Raw genomic sequence first — 17634 nt, 5'->3', positions numbered from 1 at the left:
TTATCTTATAAAAATTAAAAAAATATTAGGATAATTACAAAAATTTACTTATTTAAAGTTAATATTATGTTATTTTGTTGAATTAATAAGGCTATGAATGGTATAATTTATAAATATAAAGAAGTAATAATAAAAAAAATAAAATATAGATATGATTGGAAGGAATTAAATATGGGATTTTTAGATAAAGTATTTGGGACTTATAGTGAAAGAGAAGTAAAGAGACTTTTAACAGTAGTAAAAGAAATTGAAGATTTAGATGAAAGTATGCAAAAACTTTCAGATGAAGATTTAAAAGGAAAAACAATAGAGTTTAAAGAAAGAATATCCAAGGGTGAATCTTTAGACCATATTCTCCCTGAAGCCTTTGCAGTATGTAGAGAAGCTTCAATGAGGGTTCTTGGAATGAAACATTATAGAGAACAATTAATTGGTGGAATGGTATTACACCAAGGAAGAATAGCAGAAATGAAAACTGGTGAAGGTAAGACATTAGTTGCAACGCTACCAATATATTTAAATGGTCTTTCAGGAAATGGAGCTCATATTATAACAGTAAATGACTATCTTGCAAAAAGAGATAAGGAATGGATGGGAAAATTATATGAATTCTTAGGTTTAACAACAGGTGTTATTGTTCATGGTGTTACTCAAGAAGAAAGAAGAGCTGCATATGCCGCTGATATAACTTATGGAACCAATAATGAATATGGATTTGATTATTTAAGAGATAACATGGTTATATTTAAAGAAGAAAAAGTTCAAAGAGGCTTAAATTTTGCAGTGGTAGATGAAGTAGATTCTATTCTTGTTGATGAAGCTAGAACACCACTTATAATTTCAGGTGCTGGAGATAAATCAACTAAGTTCTATAATGTAGCAGATAATTTTGTTAAACAATTGGTAGCAGATAAACACTTCACAATAGATGAAAAAGCAAGTGCTGTAATGTTAACTGATGAAGGTATTGAAAAAGCAGAAAAAACTTTTGGAATAGAAAACTATGCTGATGCTGAAAATTTAGAGTTACAACATTATATAACTCAAGGATTAAAAGCTAACTATAGCATGAGAATAGATAAAGACTATATGGTTAAAGATGGTCAAGTAATTATAGTTGATGAATTTACAGGAAGACTTATGGAAGGTAGAAGATATTCAGATGGTCTTCATCAAGCTATAGAAGCTAAAGAAGCCGTTAAAATAGAAAGAGAATCAAAAACTCTAGCTACAATAACATTCCAAAACTACTTTAGAATGTACAAAAAATTATCAGGAATGACAGGTACTGCATTAACAGAAGAAAATGAATTTAGAGAAATATATAATTTAGATGTTATTGTGATTCCAACTCATAGAGAAGTAGCAAGATTAGATAATCTAGATTTAGTTTATAGAAATCAAAATGGTAAATATAATGCAATAGTTGAAGAAATAATAAAGTCTAATAACATTGGTCAACCAGTTTTAGTTGGTACAGTAAGCATAGAAAAGTCAGAATACGTATCTGCTCTTTTAAAGAAGAGAGATGTAAAACATAGAGTGCTTAATGCTAAATATCATGAACAAGAAGCTGAAATAGTTAGCACAGCAGGAGAATTTGGAATGGTTACAATAGCTACTAATATGGCTGGTAGAGGAACTGATATTAAGCTTGGTGAAGGTGTTATAGAAGTAGGTGGACTTAAGATAATAGGTACAGAAAGACATGAAGCAAGAAGAATAGATAATCAATTAAGAGGTAGAGCTGGTCGTCAAGGAGATCCTGGTGAATCAATATTCTTTATTTCACTTGAAGATGATTTAATGAGAATATTCGCATCAGAAAGATTAGAAGGTGTTATGGAAAAATTAAAACTTGAGGAAGATGTAGCTCTTGATCATAAAATATTAACTAAGACTATTGAAAATGCTCAAAAGAAAGTAGAAGGAAATAACTTCGAAATAAGAAAAACACTTATTGGTTATGATGATGTTATGAATATGCAAAGAGAAATTATATACAGACAAAGAGGCGAAGTTCTTGAAGGTCAAAATATGAAAGAACAAATCGAATCAATGATAAGCGAATTAGTTACAGAGTCTGTTAATGCTCATTTAATCGGAGAAGAGGATAATTATGAAGTAGAAATAAGTAAGTTAATTAAATACTTAGAAGATATATGTTTACCTCATGGGAGTATTACAGTAGAAAATATAGTAGACTTATCAATTGAAGAAACAATAGAGAAGTTATTATCAGTTAGTATGGATGCTTATAGAGGTAAAGAATTAGAATTTGGTGAAGAACGATTAAGAGAGATAGAAAGAGTTATTCTATTACGAGTTGTTGACCAAAAGTGGATGTCTCATATAGATAGTATGGATCATTTAAAACAAGGTATAGGGCTTAGAGCTTACAGACAAGTAGATCCAGTTCAAGCTTACCAAATGGAAGGTAGCTCAATGTTTGAAGAAATGATAGAAGGAATTAAGGCAGAAACAGTTAAATTCTTATTCCATGTTCAAGCAGAGAAACCTGTTGAAAGAGAAAGAGTAGCTGAAGAAGTTACAGCAACTCATGGAGAAGAGGATAAAAGTTTAAAGAAAGAACCTGCTAAAAATGATAATAAAGTAGGCAGAAATGAAGTTTGCCCATGTGGAAGTGGGAAGAAGTATAAAAATTGTTGTGGAAGAGAAGCATAAGATATTTTTATAGCTAATAAAAAAGAGTGCCTTAGGGCACTCTTTTATATATAATAGAGTTATAAATATTAAAGTATCTGAATGTCAATAATACAGACATGCAGAATTTAGGAATCACCAAATAAATAAGAATAGGACGTGATTAAATGATAATTAAATTAGAAGCAGAGCTTTTAAAGCTTAATGATATAAAAAATAGTATAAAAGAAATGGGGGCTTCACTTTGACAAGGGAAGATTAGAAAATGAAATTGAAGAGTTAGAAATGAAAATGCAAGAAAAAGGATTTTGGGATGATATAAAAAGAGCAGAAGAGATAACGAAAGAATCGAAAAGTCTTAAAGATAAACTAGAAAAACAAGAATCACTAGAATCAAGAGTTGAAGATATAGATGTTTTAGCAGAATTAATGGAAGAAGATGATGAAACTTCAGCTGAAGAAATTATTACAGAAATAAAAGCTATTGAAAAGGAAGTAGAAGAATATAGAATACAAACATTATTATCAGGAGAATATGATAAAAATAATGTTATTTTAACTCTTCATACAGGAGTTGGTGGTAGTGATGCTAACGACTGGACAGAGATGTTACTTAGAATGTACACAAGATGGTGTGAAAAAAAAGGCTTTAAAGTTGAAACTGTTGATATATTAGCTGGAGATGAAGCTGGTATAAAAAGTGTAACTCTTAAAGTTAAAGGTGAGTATGCTTATGGGTATCTTAAAGCAGAAAAAGGAATACATAGATTAGTTAGAATATCACCTTTTAATGCAAATGGAAAAAGACAAACTTCATTTGCATCACTTGAAGTACTACCGGAGTTAACTAAAAATCAAGATATAGAAATTAGACCAGAGGATTTAAAAATAGACACATTTAGAGCTAGTGGAGCTGGTGGGCAACATGTAAATAAAACAGAATCAGCAATTAGAATAACTCATATAAAAACAGGAATAGTTGTGCAATGTCAAAATGAAAGAAGCCAATATTCAAATAAAGATACAGCTATGGAAATGCTTAAATCAAAGCTTATAGAATTAAAAGATAGAGCACATAAAGAAAAAATAGAAGATTTAACTGGAGAGCTTAAAGATATGGGTTGGGGAAGTCAAATACGTTCATATGTATTCCATCCATATAATTTAGTTAAAGACCATAGAACAAACGAAGAAACAGGAAACTTAGGAGCAGTTATGAATGGTGATATAGATAACTTTATAATAGCTTATTTAAATTTAGAAAATTAATAAAGAGATTGGATATAATTATATATATAAATTAGAGGGGACAAATGTTATGGATAATGCAAATGGAATATTAGATAAATATAATGAATCAATAAAGTTAACTTATAATTATACTTTTAGAATGTTAAATCATTTAAAGAATATTAGAGATAATTTTAAACAAATTGATAGTCCAGATGAAATAACAACAGAGGTATATAGAGATTCAATAATTAAAAAGTATGAAACTTTAGAAGATTTATCTTGGAAGTTATTATCTAAAATTTTCAAAGCGTCAGGATTAGATATTAACAATCCTAGAGGTTGTTATAAACAAGCATATAAGGAAGGCTTAATACATGATATAGATATTTGGAATGAAATATTGTTATCTAGGAATTCTACAGCTCATGTTTATGATGAGAAAGATTATGAAGATATTAAAAATAGAATAATTGAAGTATATATATATGCCATAGAAGAATTATTAAAAAATATTTCGTATAAGGTGATGTGATAGCTATGTATGGAATAAATGAAAAGGTATATAGGAGCTTAATTAGATACTTTGAAAATAATAATAAAATAAAAAAAGTAGTTATTTTTGGTTCAAGGGCAAAAGGAACAGAGAATGCAAATTCAGATATAGATCTTTGTATTAAGTGTTTAGAAAATTATAGAGGTACCGTAGTTGATGAAGTTAATGATGTAATAGGAATTTACTCTTGTGATATAGTTTTTATAGGTTCTTTAAATAAAGAAATAGAAAATCAAATTAAGAGAGATGGAATAATTATATATGAAAAAGAGATAGTATAAAATTTTATGCTATCTCTTTTTCTTATAAAAATATAGTTGAGAATTATTTAAAGAAGCGTGGCGTATGTATTTTCGAGTATATAAATATTTATTTTTCAATAGAGTTAACATTCTTAGGTTAAATAGTAAAATAATCCAAATAAAGTATTAACAAATATCACTAAATAGGTTATAATTAGTATATTGATTGGGAAATATTGGTTTTGTGAATTTTAGGCATCGCCCAATAAATAATAGACCAGTATTCTTGTTATTTTACAATGCATTAGAAGATTATTTAAAAGGGTGAGAGGCTCATAAGTTAGAAAAAATTGGGTAAATAATAATAAGCTAATAGAATATTTTAGAAGAATTGAGGGGGATATCATGGAAAGTGAAGTTAAAAAATATCAGATGGTCAATATTATGAAGTTTATTTGTGCAATTTTAGTTATTACAATTCACACTTCGGCATTTAGGTCTCTAGGAGAAGGAGCAAATGCAACTTTAAGTTTAGTAATTGCAAGAATTGCAGTACCATTCTTCTTTATAGCAGCAGGTTATTTCTTCTATATGAAAATGGGAAGTAGAGAAGGTTATTTAAAGGGATATATTAAAAAACTATTAATTATATATGTAATATTTAATAGTTTATATTTAGTTTTATTATTTCAAACGGCAACAAGTATGATTAATGGAGGTTTTGGATATTTAAAAGCAATTTATGCAAATGGATTTGCACTAAGTCTGTGGTATTTTCCAGCATTAATTTTATCTATATCATTTGTTTATTTATTTTTGAAGAAAAATTGGATAAGACCTTTAATAGGAATAAGTATAATTTTATTTGCAGTAGGTTTAATGGGAGATAGTTATTTTGGTTTAATTCAAGGAACACCTCTAGAAGCTATAGTAAATGCATATAAATTTATATTTGATGCTACAAGAAATGGGTTGTGCGTTGGTGTACCATTTATAACAATAGGAGCTTTAATAAATAAATATAGTTTAGATGTAAAGGTTAAAAAACCAATAATATTTATGGCAATATTTTCACTGATTCTTGGATTTGAAGCTTATACTTTAATTATAAATAAAATACCAGCGGATTATAATATATATATTTCATTAGCATTGCTAGTGCCATTTATATTTATATGGGCATTAAAATGTAAAATAAATATAAGTGATAGAAATTCAAATCTTTTTAGGAATATGAGTCTTTGGATATATTGTGTTCATGAACTTATAATGATGAGTATGTTTATGTATACAAGGTTTCTAGGGACTAATAGTGTTGTAAACTTTATAGTAGTAGCATTACTTTCGGTTTGTGTTGCATATTTTATTGCAAATAGGAGAGTTAAGCCAGAGGCAACAAATAAAAAGAAAGAGTTAACATTTGCAATTGGATCATTAGCATTAGCGATGTTGTTTATATTTGTTGGAGTAAAATTGAATTCAGCACCTCAGGGAGAAGGGAATCCATATGTAATAAATGTTGCAGATGATGCACCAACTTCTAATATAGTGGGTCTATTATGGAAGATTTCGGATGAAGATAGCAGTATGTATTTATATGGGAATTCCATGATTGGAACAAAAGATATGTATCCGCTAGCACCAGTTGTTGAAGAAGCATTTAAAAATTCGGAGAGATTACTTATACAATTTAATGATGCTGGCCTAGATGGAGAGAAACTTAGAAAAATAATGATGTATGAAGAGGGAGATTCTTTAGATAAACATATTACTCCTGAAGCTATGAAAATAATGGAGGAAAAAGTAGAGGAACAAGGCGGTAATATAGATCAATATAAGAAGATAAGATCTAGGATTGGTAGTCAAATTATTATAACTAACAATATTAACAATGATAAATATTCACTAGTATATGGAATTGATGCTTATTTAAGTTATAGGGCTAAACAGCAAAAAAAACCTATAATAGGTATGGATGATATTTATGAATGTTGTATAGTGGATAACAATGTATCTAATGAAGTAGAAGATGCATCCGTTAAGTTAATGCAATATTCTGACAGGATGTCAGAAAAGTATTTAGAAGGATTAGACGCATGGAAAACAGGAGATTTACAAAAAGTAGAAGAGTGTTTAGAGAATCCATATACTGTATCGGAAGACGAAAAGGGAAATTTAAATAAGTTAACTGAAATAATAAGAGTGAATGATAAAATTATATTAACTAATCAAAATAAATTATATGAATCAAAAATAGATCAATATATGAAGGATAATAAAAATTACTTTATATCTATGTCAGTAGATTATATTTTAGGTAAAGATGGAATAGCTAAAATGCTAGAAGATAAAGGTTATAAAGTTGAGAGAATAGAAAATTAGAAAAATATTATTTTAAACCCTAATTATGATATTTAAAAATCGTAATTAGGGTTTAAATCATCGTAAAACAAATAACAGACCAACATCTTTGGTCTGTTATTTGTTTTATAATAGCTAAGTTATTTTTTGAAATATATTATTAGGAACACTTCTTTTTATTTGCAAAAGGAGCAGCAACTAAAATTCCAAATAAGAATGAAAAGATAAGTATTGAGTATTTATCATGGAAAAATACAGTTATATTTCCATAAGATGAATCTTTAATTTTTGCTTCAACAATGGTATAAACACTATCAATTGCATCAGTGTTTATAAATTCAACTTTATCATTTGGTGTATGGATCTTAGTCATATCACTATGACAGAAACTTAAAGCATCTAACCCTGCATTTGTAAAACTTGCATGGTCACTTGAATCTTTATATTCAATTTCATAAGGTGTATCGTATTTTTTTGAAAGTTTTTCTACAGATTTAAGAAGTTTAGAATCTGTATCCTTAGCTTTTTCACCAAGCATAAAGGTAATAGGGTAATTTTCACTACCTATCATGTCAAAGTTAATTACCTCCGCTCCTTCTAGCTTATCTTTATTGGTTTCGGCAAAATTTTTAGAACCTAGAAGTCCGAATTCTTCTGCATTTAATGCAACAAAAATAATATCACGTTTAGGTTTCGCATAGGTTGAGAGACTTCTTTGAAGCTCTAACATAAAGGAGGTGCCTGAAGCGTTATCTAGTGCTCCGTTATAAGTGTTTCCTAAACCATCAGTGCCTAAATGATCATAATGTGATGTAATAACAAGTGGTGGCAACTTAGAGTTAGATCCCTTAAGTACACCAACAATGTTAGAAATAGTTTTTTCTTCAGTAGTAAATGGTACGTGGACAGAAACATCTAAACCAGCACGAACAGAATCTAAGATTTTATTATAAGTATTAGTATTAATCATAATTGCCATATTATAAGGAAAGTCACTCATAAAAGAACTTCTAAATGAGAAATCATTATCTTTGGCAACATAGAATAGATACTTCTCTGCATCAGTAGTAATAACTTCAATAGAATTAGTATTAATGTTTACAGTATCACTTTTGGAAAAAGTAACAGAATTTTTTTTGAAATTAAGCATATCTTCCTTAAAATCAACTCCATATTTAAGATCTTCAATAACAATACCATTAGAAGAAATAGTTAGGTAAGGTATGGTATTTGTTTTAATAGGACATAAGGTAGTGAAGTCCTCACTGTAAGTTTCGTTTAAGGGAACAAGCTTAGAATCCGTAAAGTTTTTTCTAATTAATTCACCAATTAACAAATTCTCATTACTTCCAGGTAACCGACCAGCATAGTTATATGAAGATAAGTTAGCTACCTCTTCTTTTACTTTATTTGAGTCAAAGGATGAATATGTAAAATTAAAAAATAGTGAAACAGCTAATAATACAAATGAAATTAGTAAAGAAAAACAATACAAAAGTTTTTTCTTCATAAAAAATCCCCTCCCAATTAATAGTTTTATTTATTAAATACTATTAATTGAGGATGCGGATTATGATTAAATATTTATTATTAGGTTGTACATATTGAAAAAATAAGATAATTACCCCTTTTTATAAACTAAAGATATTAAACTAAAAACTATAGCAAATAGTAATGAAACATAAATAAATATATTTAAAGATTTATTTACAATGGCAAAAACTCCACCAACAATGGTGCAAAATAAAATCACTCCATTTATAAACCGTGCAAGACCTGATTTGTTAGTCACAAGTTGTTTCATAGACGTCATAAGAATTAATATTAGAGTTAAAAATACAAGGACGTTCTTTAATGTACCTGAAAATTGAATAACATAATATTCATTTAGGACTAAAAAAACCACAAACATTATAAGAAATATACTTAAGATTTTATCAATAACTTTATCCATACTACCACCCAAATGTAAAATTTTAACAACTATATTATACTATAATAAGTAACATAATATCAAGAGTATTTATAGAAACATAATATATAGTTTCTAGTTGTTTTGAAAATTTAGAGCACTGAAAAAATAACAAGCCAATATACACCACATAGTGACTTGTTATTTTTTTATATAGCTCTAATTTAAATATATAACTGAATTCACTTGTATTATTTGTAAAAAATATTATAATTATAATAGCATTATGTAAAATTTCAGGTCAAGTTTAGGAGGATAAAATGGTAAATATAGAAGAGAAAATTGCGAAAGAGCTTGGTATTAAACTAAGTCAAGTAGAAAATGTTATAAATTTATTAGATGATGGGAATACAGTTCCGTTTATATCTAGATATAGAAAGGAGCAAACTGGAGACTTAACTGATGAGGTTTTAAGAAATTTTCAAGAAAGATTAAATTATCTTAGAAATTTAAAAGATAGAAAAGATAATGTTATAAGATTAATAGATGAGCAAGGAAAGTTAACAGAAGAATTAACTAAATCATTAGAAAAAGCAGATACTCAGGCAGAGGTAGAAGATATATATAGGCCTTATAAGCAAAAGAAAAGAACTAAGGCTACAATTGCTTTAGAAAAAGGTTTGAAACCTTTAGCTGAATTAATTATGAATGGAGAATTTAAAGAAGAAATAACTTTAGAAGCTAACAAGTATATTAATGAAGAAAAAGGGGTTATTACTTATAGTGATGCAATTCAAGGATCTTTAGATATTGTTGCAGAAGCAATATCAGAAGAGGCTAAATATAGAAAATGGATTAGAGAATTAGTTTTAAGAGATGGAAAAATAGAATCTAAGGGATCTAGTGATACTCCAACTGCTTTTGAAATGTATTATGAATATAGTGAAGATGTAAAAAGCATACCAGCACATAGAATTTTAGCTATAAATAGAGGAGAAAAAGAAAAAATACTTTCAGTTAAAATAACTATAGGGGAAGATAGGATAATAACATATCTTCAAAGAAATGTTTTAAAGGGTAATTCTATTACTGATGAATATTTAGAAACTGCAATAAGAGATTCTTTAAAAAGATTAATTTACCCGTCTATTGAAAGAGAAGTAAGAAATGAACTTACAGACATCGGAGAACAAGGTGCTATAAAAATCTTTAAAGAAAATCTTAAATCATTACTTATGCAACCTCCGATTAAAGGGAAGGTTGTTATGGGATACGATCCTGGGTTTAGGACAGGATGTAAAGTTGCTGTTTTAGATAATACAGGTAAGTTTTTAGATAAGGCGACAGTTTATCCAACTATGCCAAGAAATGATACCCAAGGAACTAAAAGAATTTTAAAAGAATTAGTTAATAAATATAATGTAGATGTTATTTCTATTGGGAATGGTACTGCATCAAGAGAATCTGAAGAAGTAATTTCAGAAATGTTATCAGAAATTAAAAATGAAAATGGAAAAGAATTAGCTTACGTTATAGTTTCAGAAGCTGGGGCTTCTGTTTATTCTGCATCAGAACTTGCAACTAAGGAATATCCTGACTTAGATGTAACTATAAGAGGTGCTATTTCAATAGGTAGAAGACTTCAAGATCCTATGGCAGAGCTTGTTAAAATTGACCCTAAGGCTATTGGTGTAGGTCAATACCAACATGATGTAACTGCAAAGAGGTTAGAAGAGTCCTTAGCTGGGGTTGTTGAAGATTCGGTAAATAAGGTAGGAGTAGATTTAAACACTGCGACACCTTCACTTTTAACTCATATAGCAGGTGTTAATGTAGCTATAGCAAATAATATTGTGGCTTACAGAGATGAAGTTGGAGAATTTAAAAGTAGAAAAGAACTTTTAAAGGTTAAAAGATTAGGACAAAAAGCATATGAACAATGTGCTGGGTTCTTAAGGGTTATGGAAAGTCGCGAGCCCCTTGATAACACATCTGTTCATCCTGAATCCTATAAAGTAGCTACAAAACTAATGGAGTTACTTGGATATTCAAAAGCAGATTTGAAAAATAGAAAACTAAATGATATAGAAGAAAAAGTTAATGAAAAAGGATTAAATAATTTACTTAAGGAATTAGAAGTTGGGGAACCTACTCTTAAGGATATAATTAAGGAAATACAAAAACCAGGAAGAGATCCAAGAGAGGGAATGCCAAAACCAATATTAAAAACAGGAGTAATTGATTTAAAAGATTTAACTCCTGGAATGGTGTTAATGGGAACAGTTAGAAATGTTTCTGATTTTGGAGCATTTGTTGATATTGGAGTCCACCAGGACGGCCTTGTTCATAAAAGTCAAATGGCTAACAAATTTGTAAAACATCCTTTAGATATAGTAAAGGTTGGAGATGTTATAAAGGTTAGCATTATGGAAGTTGACTCTAAGAGAAAAAGAATTTCTCTTTCAATGAAAGATATAAAAGAACAAGAAGCATAAAAAAATGTTGCAAAAAATTATAAACATACATATAATAAAAGTATAATTAAATAATATCTTCAGGGCGGGGCGTGAATCCCCACCGGCGGTAAAGCCCGCGAGCTAGAAATAGCAGATTCGGTTAAACTCCGAAGCCGACAGTATAGTCTGGATGAAAGAAGGTAAAGGTTAGAGTTTTATTTAAGTGTATTTATAATGCAATATAAATAAACCTATTTCTTTGTGTATTTTAAGCCCTGATGTATTCATACATCAGGGCTTTTTTAATGCATAAAATAAGTAACCTATACCCCAGGGGATAAACTTTTGGGAGGAGAGAAAACAATGAAGAATGAAAGCAAAAAATTAGACGTAAACAAATGTATCAAAATCTCACTACTAGGGGCGATATCAGTAATACTTATGTATTTTGATTTTCCAGTAATACCAATGTTTCCATGGCTTAAAATTGATTTAAGCGATGTACCAGCATTAATGGGGGCATTTGCTTTTGGACCTATGACAGGAATTGTTATAGAGGGATTAAAAAATATATTAATATTAATAGTAAAGGGAACTGGAACAGCTTTTGTTGGAGAAATAGCAAACTTTATAATAGGAATATCCTTAATTGCACCAACCGCATATATATATAATAGAAATAAAAGTAGAAAAACTGCATTAATAGGTATGGCAGTAGGGTTTGTATCTGTTCAAATAGCCGGAATAATAACAAATGTTTATTTCTTATTACCAGCCTTTGGAATGCAAATGGATAAAGTTCAAACACTTCAATATGTAACAGTTGGATTATTACCATTTAACGGAATAAAAGCTGTATTAGTATTTGCAATTACCTATGTTTTATATAAAAAAGTATCAAGAGCAATATTTAAAGTGGAGCCTGCCTTAGATCGAAAGTAAAAGAAAGGTTAGTTTTTTAGAAAAATTTAGGCATCTTTAAAAAATATACTAGCAGATAGACTAGTTATTTTTTGAAGATGCCTTATTTTAGAAAAAATTAAATATAAGAAAAAATTATGCGCATTAAAAGTCGTATTTTTGCATTAAAATAGCATCTTCGCTATTACCATAATAGTTTTTTCGAAGACCTGTTTCTTTAAAACCAAGTTTTTTGTAAAGATTTTGAGCGATTAAGTTTGAACGCCTAACCTCTAAATTAAAAATTGTACAATCTAAATCTATACAAAGAGTTAAAACTGAATTTAATAATTCGCTTGCAATGTTATTACGTCTATAATCTGGATGAACACCGATATTAGTTATATCTCCAATATCAGTTATAATCCATACACCTATAAATCCGACTACGTTGCCAGTTTCAATATCCTTTGCAACTATATATTTAGCCAAAGGATTACTTAGTTCGGATTCAACTGATGCTTTAGACCAAGGTAGAGAAAAACAAATTTTACTAATTTCAAAAACTCCATCTATGTCACTGGTAGTCATTAGGTTATAAGTTATTTTCATTTTTTAATGCCATCCTTTTTTCAAGCTCTCTTTCAGCTAGAGGTTTTTTTAAGTAAAGAGGAGATGAATTCACATCATCATATTTTCCTTCTAATAAAAGTTTTAATCCAAGTTCACCAAGAGATGAAGCACGAACTAAACTTAGATGATTAGGAGCAAATAAAGCATTAGGGAGATGTTCTTGAAGGTAAGCTTTATACTTAATAAGACCATCACCTGTGAATAATATTTTTTCGCTCTTTTCTTTTAGTAAAGAAACTAATTCTTCTAAATCAAGAGCACAATAATCTATTAAAGGATTTAAGGTTCCATTTTCATTTTTATAAAGACAGGTATAAACACTATCTCTTAAAGCGTCCATTATTGGACATATTATTCCGTCAAAGTTTATTGACGAGTAAGCTAAAGCATCTAAACTTGAAACACCTATATAAGGTTTGGATGTTCCAAAGCTTAAACCTTTTATTGTTGCCATACCAATTCGGAGTCCGGTAAAAGAACCAGGTCCTTTTGAAATAACAAAACCATCAACTTCATCAATATCAATGTTGTTATCTTTTAGAAGCATTTCAACAATGTTCATTATAAGTACTGAATGTTCGCGCTTATTATTTATAACATATTCAGAAAGTAGGCAATCATCTCTTAAGAGAGCACAAGTTGCAACAGAAGATGATGAATCTATACTTAAAACTATCATATTTTCAGCTCCTTTATATAGTTATATTTGTCGCCGTAGGCAATTATAGTTATTTTTCTAAAATTTTCATCAATATTTAAATCTTTTTCAATATTGATATGTAAATATTCTCTAGGTAATATTTCTTCGATATAATTTGCCCATTCAATAATTGAAACAGCATCAGAAAAAATATAATCATCAAATCCTATAGCACATATTTCATCAGGATCATTAACTCTATAAACATCAAAATGGAATAGCTTTAATCGGCCTGTATCATATTCATTAACTATTGTAAAAGTCGGACTTGTAATATGATCATCTATGTTTAAACCTTTTGCAATTCCTTTAGTAATATGAGTTTTCCCAGTTCCTAAATCTCCTGTTAAGCAAATAATATCACCGCTATTTAAAAGATTACCAATATTAAAGCCAAGAACTGTAGTTTTTTCAACACTATCAACATGGAAATACATAAATGAAAGCTCCTTTCTAAATAATGAATATTTAAATTTAATACTCATAAAATCTTGCTTATTATATTCTATCTAAAAATAGAGTAAAAGAAAAGAAAATATTATAAATGTTAATAATACTTTTATATTGATAAAATGTAAAAAGTAAGTTAGAATTATATAGAAATTCAATTTTGTAATAAAAAGTAAATTTTATTAGCATGATAATTAAATTTGTAATATTATTATTTTAGTGATATTATAATAAATTGTTATAATGAATTAATATACTTTATAAAGAGTAAGAGAGGACAAGGATATTTCCTTGGGTGAGATAGTGTGAAAAATGTTACTTATGGATTAATAATCATTACAATGATATTGTTTTTAGGATTAGGTTTTTTTCAAAGTCCATTATTAGCTAATACAGAAAATGAAATAGAAGCAGGCGAAGAAGTGCTTTTAAATATAACAACTGTGAGTAAAAATCAATATTCTATGGTTAAATCAATAGTTTTAAATAAACATAATGTTGAATATTTATCTGAAAATGAGAGCGAAATTTATAAATTTAAATATAATGAAGACATAATAAATAATATATCCGGAAGAGATTTATTTATATATTCAGGAATTAATAATGAACCTTGGGTTAATGACTTTATAGCAGAGTTAAAGAAAGGTGATTTAGGTATAATAAATATGAGTAGAGGTATAAAAACCTTAACTTATGAAAATGGAAATGAAAACCCTTATTACTGGTTAGGAATTAATGAGTATAAAATAGCTTTATATAATGTTAAATCGGCAATTCAAGAGAAAGACCCTAAAAATAAAAGCTACTATGAAGAGAATTATACTAATGTTATTAATAAAATAGAAGAGTCTGCAAAAGAGGTCAAACTAGAGTTAGAGAAGTATAAAGATTATACTGTTTTAACAAATACAAATACATTTGATTATTTATTAAGGGATTTAGGATTACAAGTAGTGAATGTAAAAAAAGAAGTAACAAGAAAAATTTTAGACGAAAAGAAATTAGATGAAAATAAGATAATTTTTGTAAAAGAAAAGGATCCAATAGAGATCGTTAATATAATAGAAACTAAAAAAGAAGATGACAAAGTAGAAGAAACTAAAAAAACAAATGAAGAAAAGTTAGAAGTCCCAGAGCTTGAAGCCAAAAAACCATTAGATATTAAGTCTGTAGAATTAATTAGATGGGATGGAGAAAAAACTCTAGTGGAATTGGCTTTATCAAACATTAAACTGGTAACAGATACATTGAAAAAACTTCCTATAGTGACAAAATAGAAAAACAGTTGATTTTTGAGCTAGTATAGTTTATAATAAATTATATTGCGAAGGGGTATAGCTCAGTTGGTAGAGTAGCGGTCTCCAACACCGTTGGCCTAGGTTCAAGTCCTAGTACCCCTGCCATTTTAAAAGCAGTAGATTTAATCTACTGCTTTTTTGCTATTTTAAATTTAGGAAAAGGAAAGGTGTAGATATGAGCAAAAGAGAAGGATATATTTCATGGGATGATTATTTTATGGGAGTAGCATTACTTTCAGGGCAAAGAAGTAAAGATCCATCAACTCAGGTTGGAGCATGCATAGTTAATTATGACAATCGTATAGTATCAATAGGCTATAATGGCTTTGTTAATGGTTGTTCTGATGAAGATTTTCCTTGGGAAAGAGAAGGAGATTTTCTACAAACTAAATATCCTTTTGTAGTTCATGCAGAACAAAATGCAATTTTAAATTCTAAAAGTAAATCTTTAGATAAATGTCGTATATATGTAAATTTATATCCCTGTCACGATTGTGCTAGAAATATTATTCAATCTGGTATTAGGGAAGTAATTTATATTAGTAATAAATATGAAGAAACAGATTCTATAAAAGCATCAAAGATGATGTTTGAAAAGTCAGGAGTAAAACTAACACAATTAACTCCTAAAACTAAAGAAATAATAATTTCATTAAGAATAGAAGATATGTAGCATATTGTCTTAGGGAACTTCAAAAAAATACCTAACTAACAGCAACTGTTAATTAGGTATTTTTAAACTTATAATTACTAGGCTTTTAGTATTTCAGATTCAAGTTCATTAAGTAATTCTGAAACTGAAACAATTTTATCAATTCTTGATGCATTTTCTCCACAGAATATCAATCCGTTATCTAAATCCCCACGAACAGAATTAATTAAAGCTTCAGTTATGCAGTATAGTGTAGTCGCTGGGTTGCAAGGAATTAAACAATTATAACATTTACTAACCTTAATACCCTTATCTTCTGTTTTTCTTACAAAGTTATTAACTATAGCACGGCCAGGCATACCAACTGGACTTTTAACAATAGAAATATCTTCAGCTTTGCAATTAACGTATGCTTCTTTAAATTTAACATCAGCATCACATTCATCGGTAGCGACAAAACGAGTTGCCATTTGAACTCCATCTGCACCTAATTTTAGATACTTAGCAATATCATAACCATCAAAAACACCACCAGCAACAACAACAGGAATTTTTTTATTATATTTTTCCTCATAAATTTTAACTTCTTTTATGATATCAATAACTGTTGTATCGAAATTAGCAGAGGCTTCTTCTAAATTTTCTTTATGGAAACCTAGGTGACCACCAGCCTTAGGACCTTCGATTACTATTAAGTCAGCAGTTCTGTTATTACGTTTATCCCACATACTAAGAATAACTTTTACAGCTTTAACTGAAGAAACAATAGGAGCAATTTTTATATTATGTCCTTCAACAAGTTTTGGGAGTTTAGCTGGAAGACCAGCTCCAGAGATAATTAAATCGGCTCCACCATCTATTGCAGCTTGAACATGCTCTGCATAATAATTCATTGCTACCATTAAATTAACTCCAATAATACCTTTAGGAGCAATTTTTTTTGCTTTTTTTATATGATTTCTTATAGCTCTTAAATTAGCTTCTAAGGGGTTTATTTCAAAATCTGCTTCTTTATAACCAGTTTGAGCACCAGATATTATACCGATACCTCCACATTTAGCAACAGCACCGGCTAAATTTGATAAAGAAACGCCTACGCCCATACCACCTTGAATAATAGGTAGTTTTGCGACTAAATCTCCAATAATAAGTGGTTTTATATTCATAATAATACTCCTTTTCTAAAAAAGATTTGATTATAAAATAGTTTGACTATAAAACTATTTTATAACATTATACGAAAAAACAATAAAAACTACAATAGCAAATAATATAATTCATATAAATAGAATAAATTAACAAAAAGGTTAGGAAGATAATGTTAAGATTAGATATATATTGACAAGCAAATATATATCATGATAAAATAAAATTTGTTAGAGGGGTATAGCTCAATTGGTAGAGTAGCGGTCTCCAACACCGTTGGTTCAGGTTCAAGTCCTGGTACCCCTGCCATTTTTAAAACAGTAGATTTTTATCTGCTGTTTTTTTTGTTTATAAAACTTTCAAACAAATAAAGTGCGATAAGATGCGAATTATGCAGAAATTTGATATAATAGAAGATGGTTAGATAAATA

15 protein-coding genes, 2 tRNA genes and 1 riboswitch are annotated in these 17634 nt (G+C 28.7%); of the genes, 11 read left to right on the top strand and 6 right to left on the bottom strand.

All coding sequences use genetic code 11. From position 1 onward, the window contains the following. Positions 1-171: 171 nt before the first annotated feature. The 5 genes from secA (at position 172) to J1C67_RS03370 (ending at position 7074) form a co-directional block, all read left to right on the top strand. The gene (secA, locus tag J1C67_RS03390; RefSeq protein ID WP_089968379.1) at positions 172-2685 is read left to right on the top strand and encodes a preprotein translocase subunit SecA; all 2514 of its coding nucleotides are present in this window, start codon (positions 172-174) and stop codon (positions 2683-2685) included. A 146-nt stretch (positions 2686-2831) separates the two neighbouring features. Beyond that, positions 2832-3933, top strand: a protein-coding gene (gene prfB, locus J1C67_RS03385; protein ID WP_207253558.1) for a peptide chain release factor 2 whose coding sequence is annotated in 2 segments (ribosomal slippage) — positions 2832-2903 and positions 2905-3933 — 1101 coding nt in all. Because the reading frame shifts where the segments join, the coding sequence is not laid out codon by codon here. 49 nt (positions 3934-3982) lie between these two features. Then, positions 3983-4429: an HI0074 family nucleotidyltransferase substrate-binding subunit gene (locus tag J1C67_RS03380; RefSeq protein ID WP_167865784.1), complete on the top strand. Its 447-nt coding sequence runs from the start codon at positions 3983-3985 to the stop codon at positions 4427-4429. Positions 4430-4434: 5 nt separating this feature from the next. Further along, a complete protein-coding gene (locus tag J1C67_RS03375; RefSeq protein WP_167865783.1) occupies positions 4435-4731 on the top strand; it encodes a nucleotidyltransferase domain-containing protein in 297 nt (98 codons plus the stop codon). Between the two features lie 366 nt (positions 4732-5097). Further along, complete coding sequence (locus J1C67_RS03370; protein WP_167865782.1) at positions 5098-7074, top strand: TraB/GumN family protein; 1977 nt, start codon at positions 5098-5100, stop codon at positions 7072-7074. 139 nt (positions 7075-7213) lie between these two features. Here J1C67_RS03370 and J1C67_RS03365 read toward each other — a convergent pair whose 3' ends face one another. Next, positions 7214-8563: a M28 family metallopeptidase gene (locus tag J1C67_RS03365; RefSeq protein ID WP_167865781.1), complete on the bottom strand. Its 1350-nt coding sequence runs from the start codon at positions 8561-8563 to the stop codon at positions 7214-7216. 111 nt (positions 8564-8674) lie between these two features. Further along, entirely contained in the window at positions 8675-9007 is a 333-nt protein-coding gene (locus tag J1C67_RS03360) for a hypothetical protein (protein WP_089968395.1), read from the bottom strand. Between the two features lie 278 nt (positions 9008-9285). On the opposite strand from J1C67_RS03360, the gene J1C67_RS03355 reads away from it, so the two are divergent. Both J1C67_RS03355 and J1C67_RS03350 read left to right on the top strand, forming a co-directional pair. Continuing rightward, positions 9286-11460: a Tex family protein gene (locus J1C67_RS03355; protein WP_167865780.1), complete on the top strand. Its 2175-nt coding sequence runs from the start codon at positions 9286-9288 to the stop codon at positions 11458-11460. 51 nt (positions 11461-11511) lie between these two features. Continuing rightward, positions 11512-11627, top strand: a riboswitch (FMN riboswitch). Positions 11628-11784: 157 nt separating this feature from the next. Next, complete coding sequence (locus J1C67_RS03350; RefSeq protein WP_167865779.1) at positions 11785-12363, top strand: ECF transporter S component; 579 nt, start codon at positions 11785-11787, stop codon at positions 12361-12363. Positions 12364-12486: 123 nt separating this feature from the next. Here the strand turns inward: J1C67_RS03350 and rimI are convergent, their stop codons facing one another. From rimI to tsaE, 3 genes are read right to left on the bottom strand one after another with little or no spacing between them, the layout of a single operon-like run. Further along, entirely contained in the window at positions 12487-12933 is a 447-nt protein-coding gene (rimI, locus tag J1C67_RS03345; RefSeq protein WP_089968401.1) for a ribosomal protein S18-alanine N-acetyltransferase, read from the bottom strand. Beyond that, positions 12917-13633, bottom strand: coding sequence for a tRNA (adenosine(37)-N6)-threonylcarbamoyltransferase complex dimerization subunit type 1 TsaB (gene tsaB / locus J1C67_RS03340; protein WP_167865778.1), 717 nt, complete (start codon positions 13631-13633; stop codon positions 12917-12919). Before tsaB ends, rimI begins: the two co-directional genes overlap by 17 nt. Continuing rightward, entirely contained in the window at positions 13630-14091 is a 462-nt protein-coding gene (gene tsaE / locus J1C67_RS03335) for a tRNA (adenosine(37)-N6)-threonylcarbamoyltransferase complex ATPase subunit type 1 TsaE (protein ID WP_167865777.1), read from the bottom strand. The genes tsaB and tsaE overlap by 4 nt, the downstream gene beginning before the upstream one ends. Positions 14092-14409: 318 nt before the next feature. Here tsaE and J1C67_RS03330 point away from each other — a divergent pair, with 318 nt between their 5' ends. The 3 genes from J1C67_RS03330 (at position 14410) to J1C67_RS03320 (ending at position 16078) form a co-directional block, all read left to right on the top strand. Beyond that, entirely contained in the window at positions 14410-15384 is a 975-nt protein-coding gene (locus tag J1C67_RS03330; RefSeq protein WP_167865776.1) for a metal ABC transporter substrate-binding protein, read from the top strand. Between the two features lie 51 nt (positions 15385-15435). Further along, positions 15436-15510, top strand: a tRNA-Trp gene (locus tag J1C67_RS03325). A 70-nt stretch (positions 15511-15580) separates the two neighbouring features. Further along, positions 15581-16078 (top strand): deoxycytidylate deaminase, encoded by a 498-nt coding sequence (locus tag J1C67_RS03320; protein ID WP_167865775.1) that lies wholly within the window; start codon positions 15581-15583, stop codon positions 16076-16078. Positions 16079-16155: 77 nt separating this feature from the next. On the opposite strand, the gene J1C67_RS03315 is transcribed toward J1C67_RS03320, so the two are convergent. Continuing rightward, entirely contained in the window at positions 16156-17223 is a 1068-nt protein-coding gene (locus J1C67_RS03315) for an NAD(P)H-dependent flavin oxidoreductase (RefSeq protein WP_167865774.1), read from the bottom strand. Positions 17224-17437: 214 nt separating this feature from the next. On the opposite strand from J1C67_RS03315, the gene J1C67_RS03310 reads away from it, so the two are divergent. Beyond that, a tRNA-Trp gene (locus tag J1C67_RS03310) sits at positions 17438-17512 on the top strand. The last annotated feature ends 122 nt before the right edge of the window (positions 17513-17634 follow it).

Origin of the sequence: Clostridium gasigenes, from assembly GCF_017348895.1 — a bacterium.
Classification (GTDB): Bacteria; Bacillota; Clostridia; order Clostridiales; family Clostridiaceae; genus Clostridium; species Clostridium gasigenes.
The sequence above is the reverse complement of the archived record's forward strand: the minus strand, read 5'-3'. Positions and strand labels throughout refer to the sequence as shown.

Coding starts and splice junctions, on each gene's coding strand:
- secA (WP_089968379.1), top strand. CDS start 172: ATGGGATTTTTAGATAAAGTATTTGGGACTTATAGTGAAAGAGAAGTA.
- J1C67_RS03380 (WP_167865784.1), top strand. CDS start 3,983: ATGGATAATGCAAATGGAATATTAGATAAATATAATGAATCAATAAAG.
- J1C67_RS03375 (WP_167865783.1), top strand. CDS start 4,435: ATGTATGGAATAAATGAAAAGGTATATAGGAGCTTAATTAGATACTTT.
- J1C67_RS03370 (WP_167865782.1), top strand. CDS start 5,098: ATGGAAAGTGAAGTTAAAAAATATCAGATGGTCAATATTATGAAGTTT.
- J1C67_RS03365 (WP_167865781.1), bottom strand. CDS start 8,563: ATGAAGAAAAAACTTTTGTATTGTTTTTCTTTACTAATTTCATTTGTA.
- J1C67_RS03360 (WP_089968395.1), bottom strand. CDS start 9,007: ATGGATAAAGTTATTGATAAAATCTTAAGTATATTTCTTATAATGTTT.
- J1C67_RS03355 (WP_167865780.1), top strand. CDS start 9,286: ATGGTAAATATAGAAGAGAAAATTGCGAAAGAGCTTGGTATTAAACTA.
- J1C67_RS03350 (WP_167865779.1), top strand. CDS start 11,785: ATGAAGAATGAAAGCAAAAAATTAGACGTAAACAAATGTATCAAAATC.
- rimI (WP_089968401.1), bottom strand. CDS start 12,933: ATGAAAATAACTTATAACCTAATGACTACCAGTGACATAGATGGAGTT.
- tsaB (WP_167865778.1), bottom strand. CDS start 13,633: ATGATAGTTTTAAGTATAGATTCATCATCTTCTGTTGCAACTTGTGCT.
- tsaE (WP_167865777.1), bottom strand. CDS start 14,091: ATGTATTTCCATGTTGATAGTGTTGAAAAAACTACAGTTCTTGGCTTT.
- J1C67_RS03320 (WP_167865775.1), top strand. CDS start 15,581: ATGAGCAAAAGAGAAGGATATATTTCATGGGATGATTATTTTATGGGA.
- J1C67_RS03315 (WP_167865774.1), bottom strand. CDS start 17,223: ATGAATATAAAACCACTTATTATTGGAGATTTAGTCGCAAAACTACCT.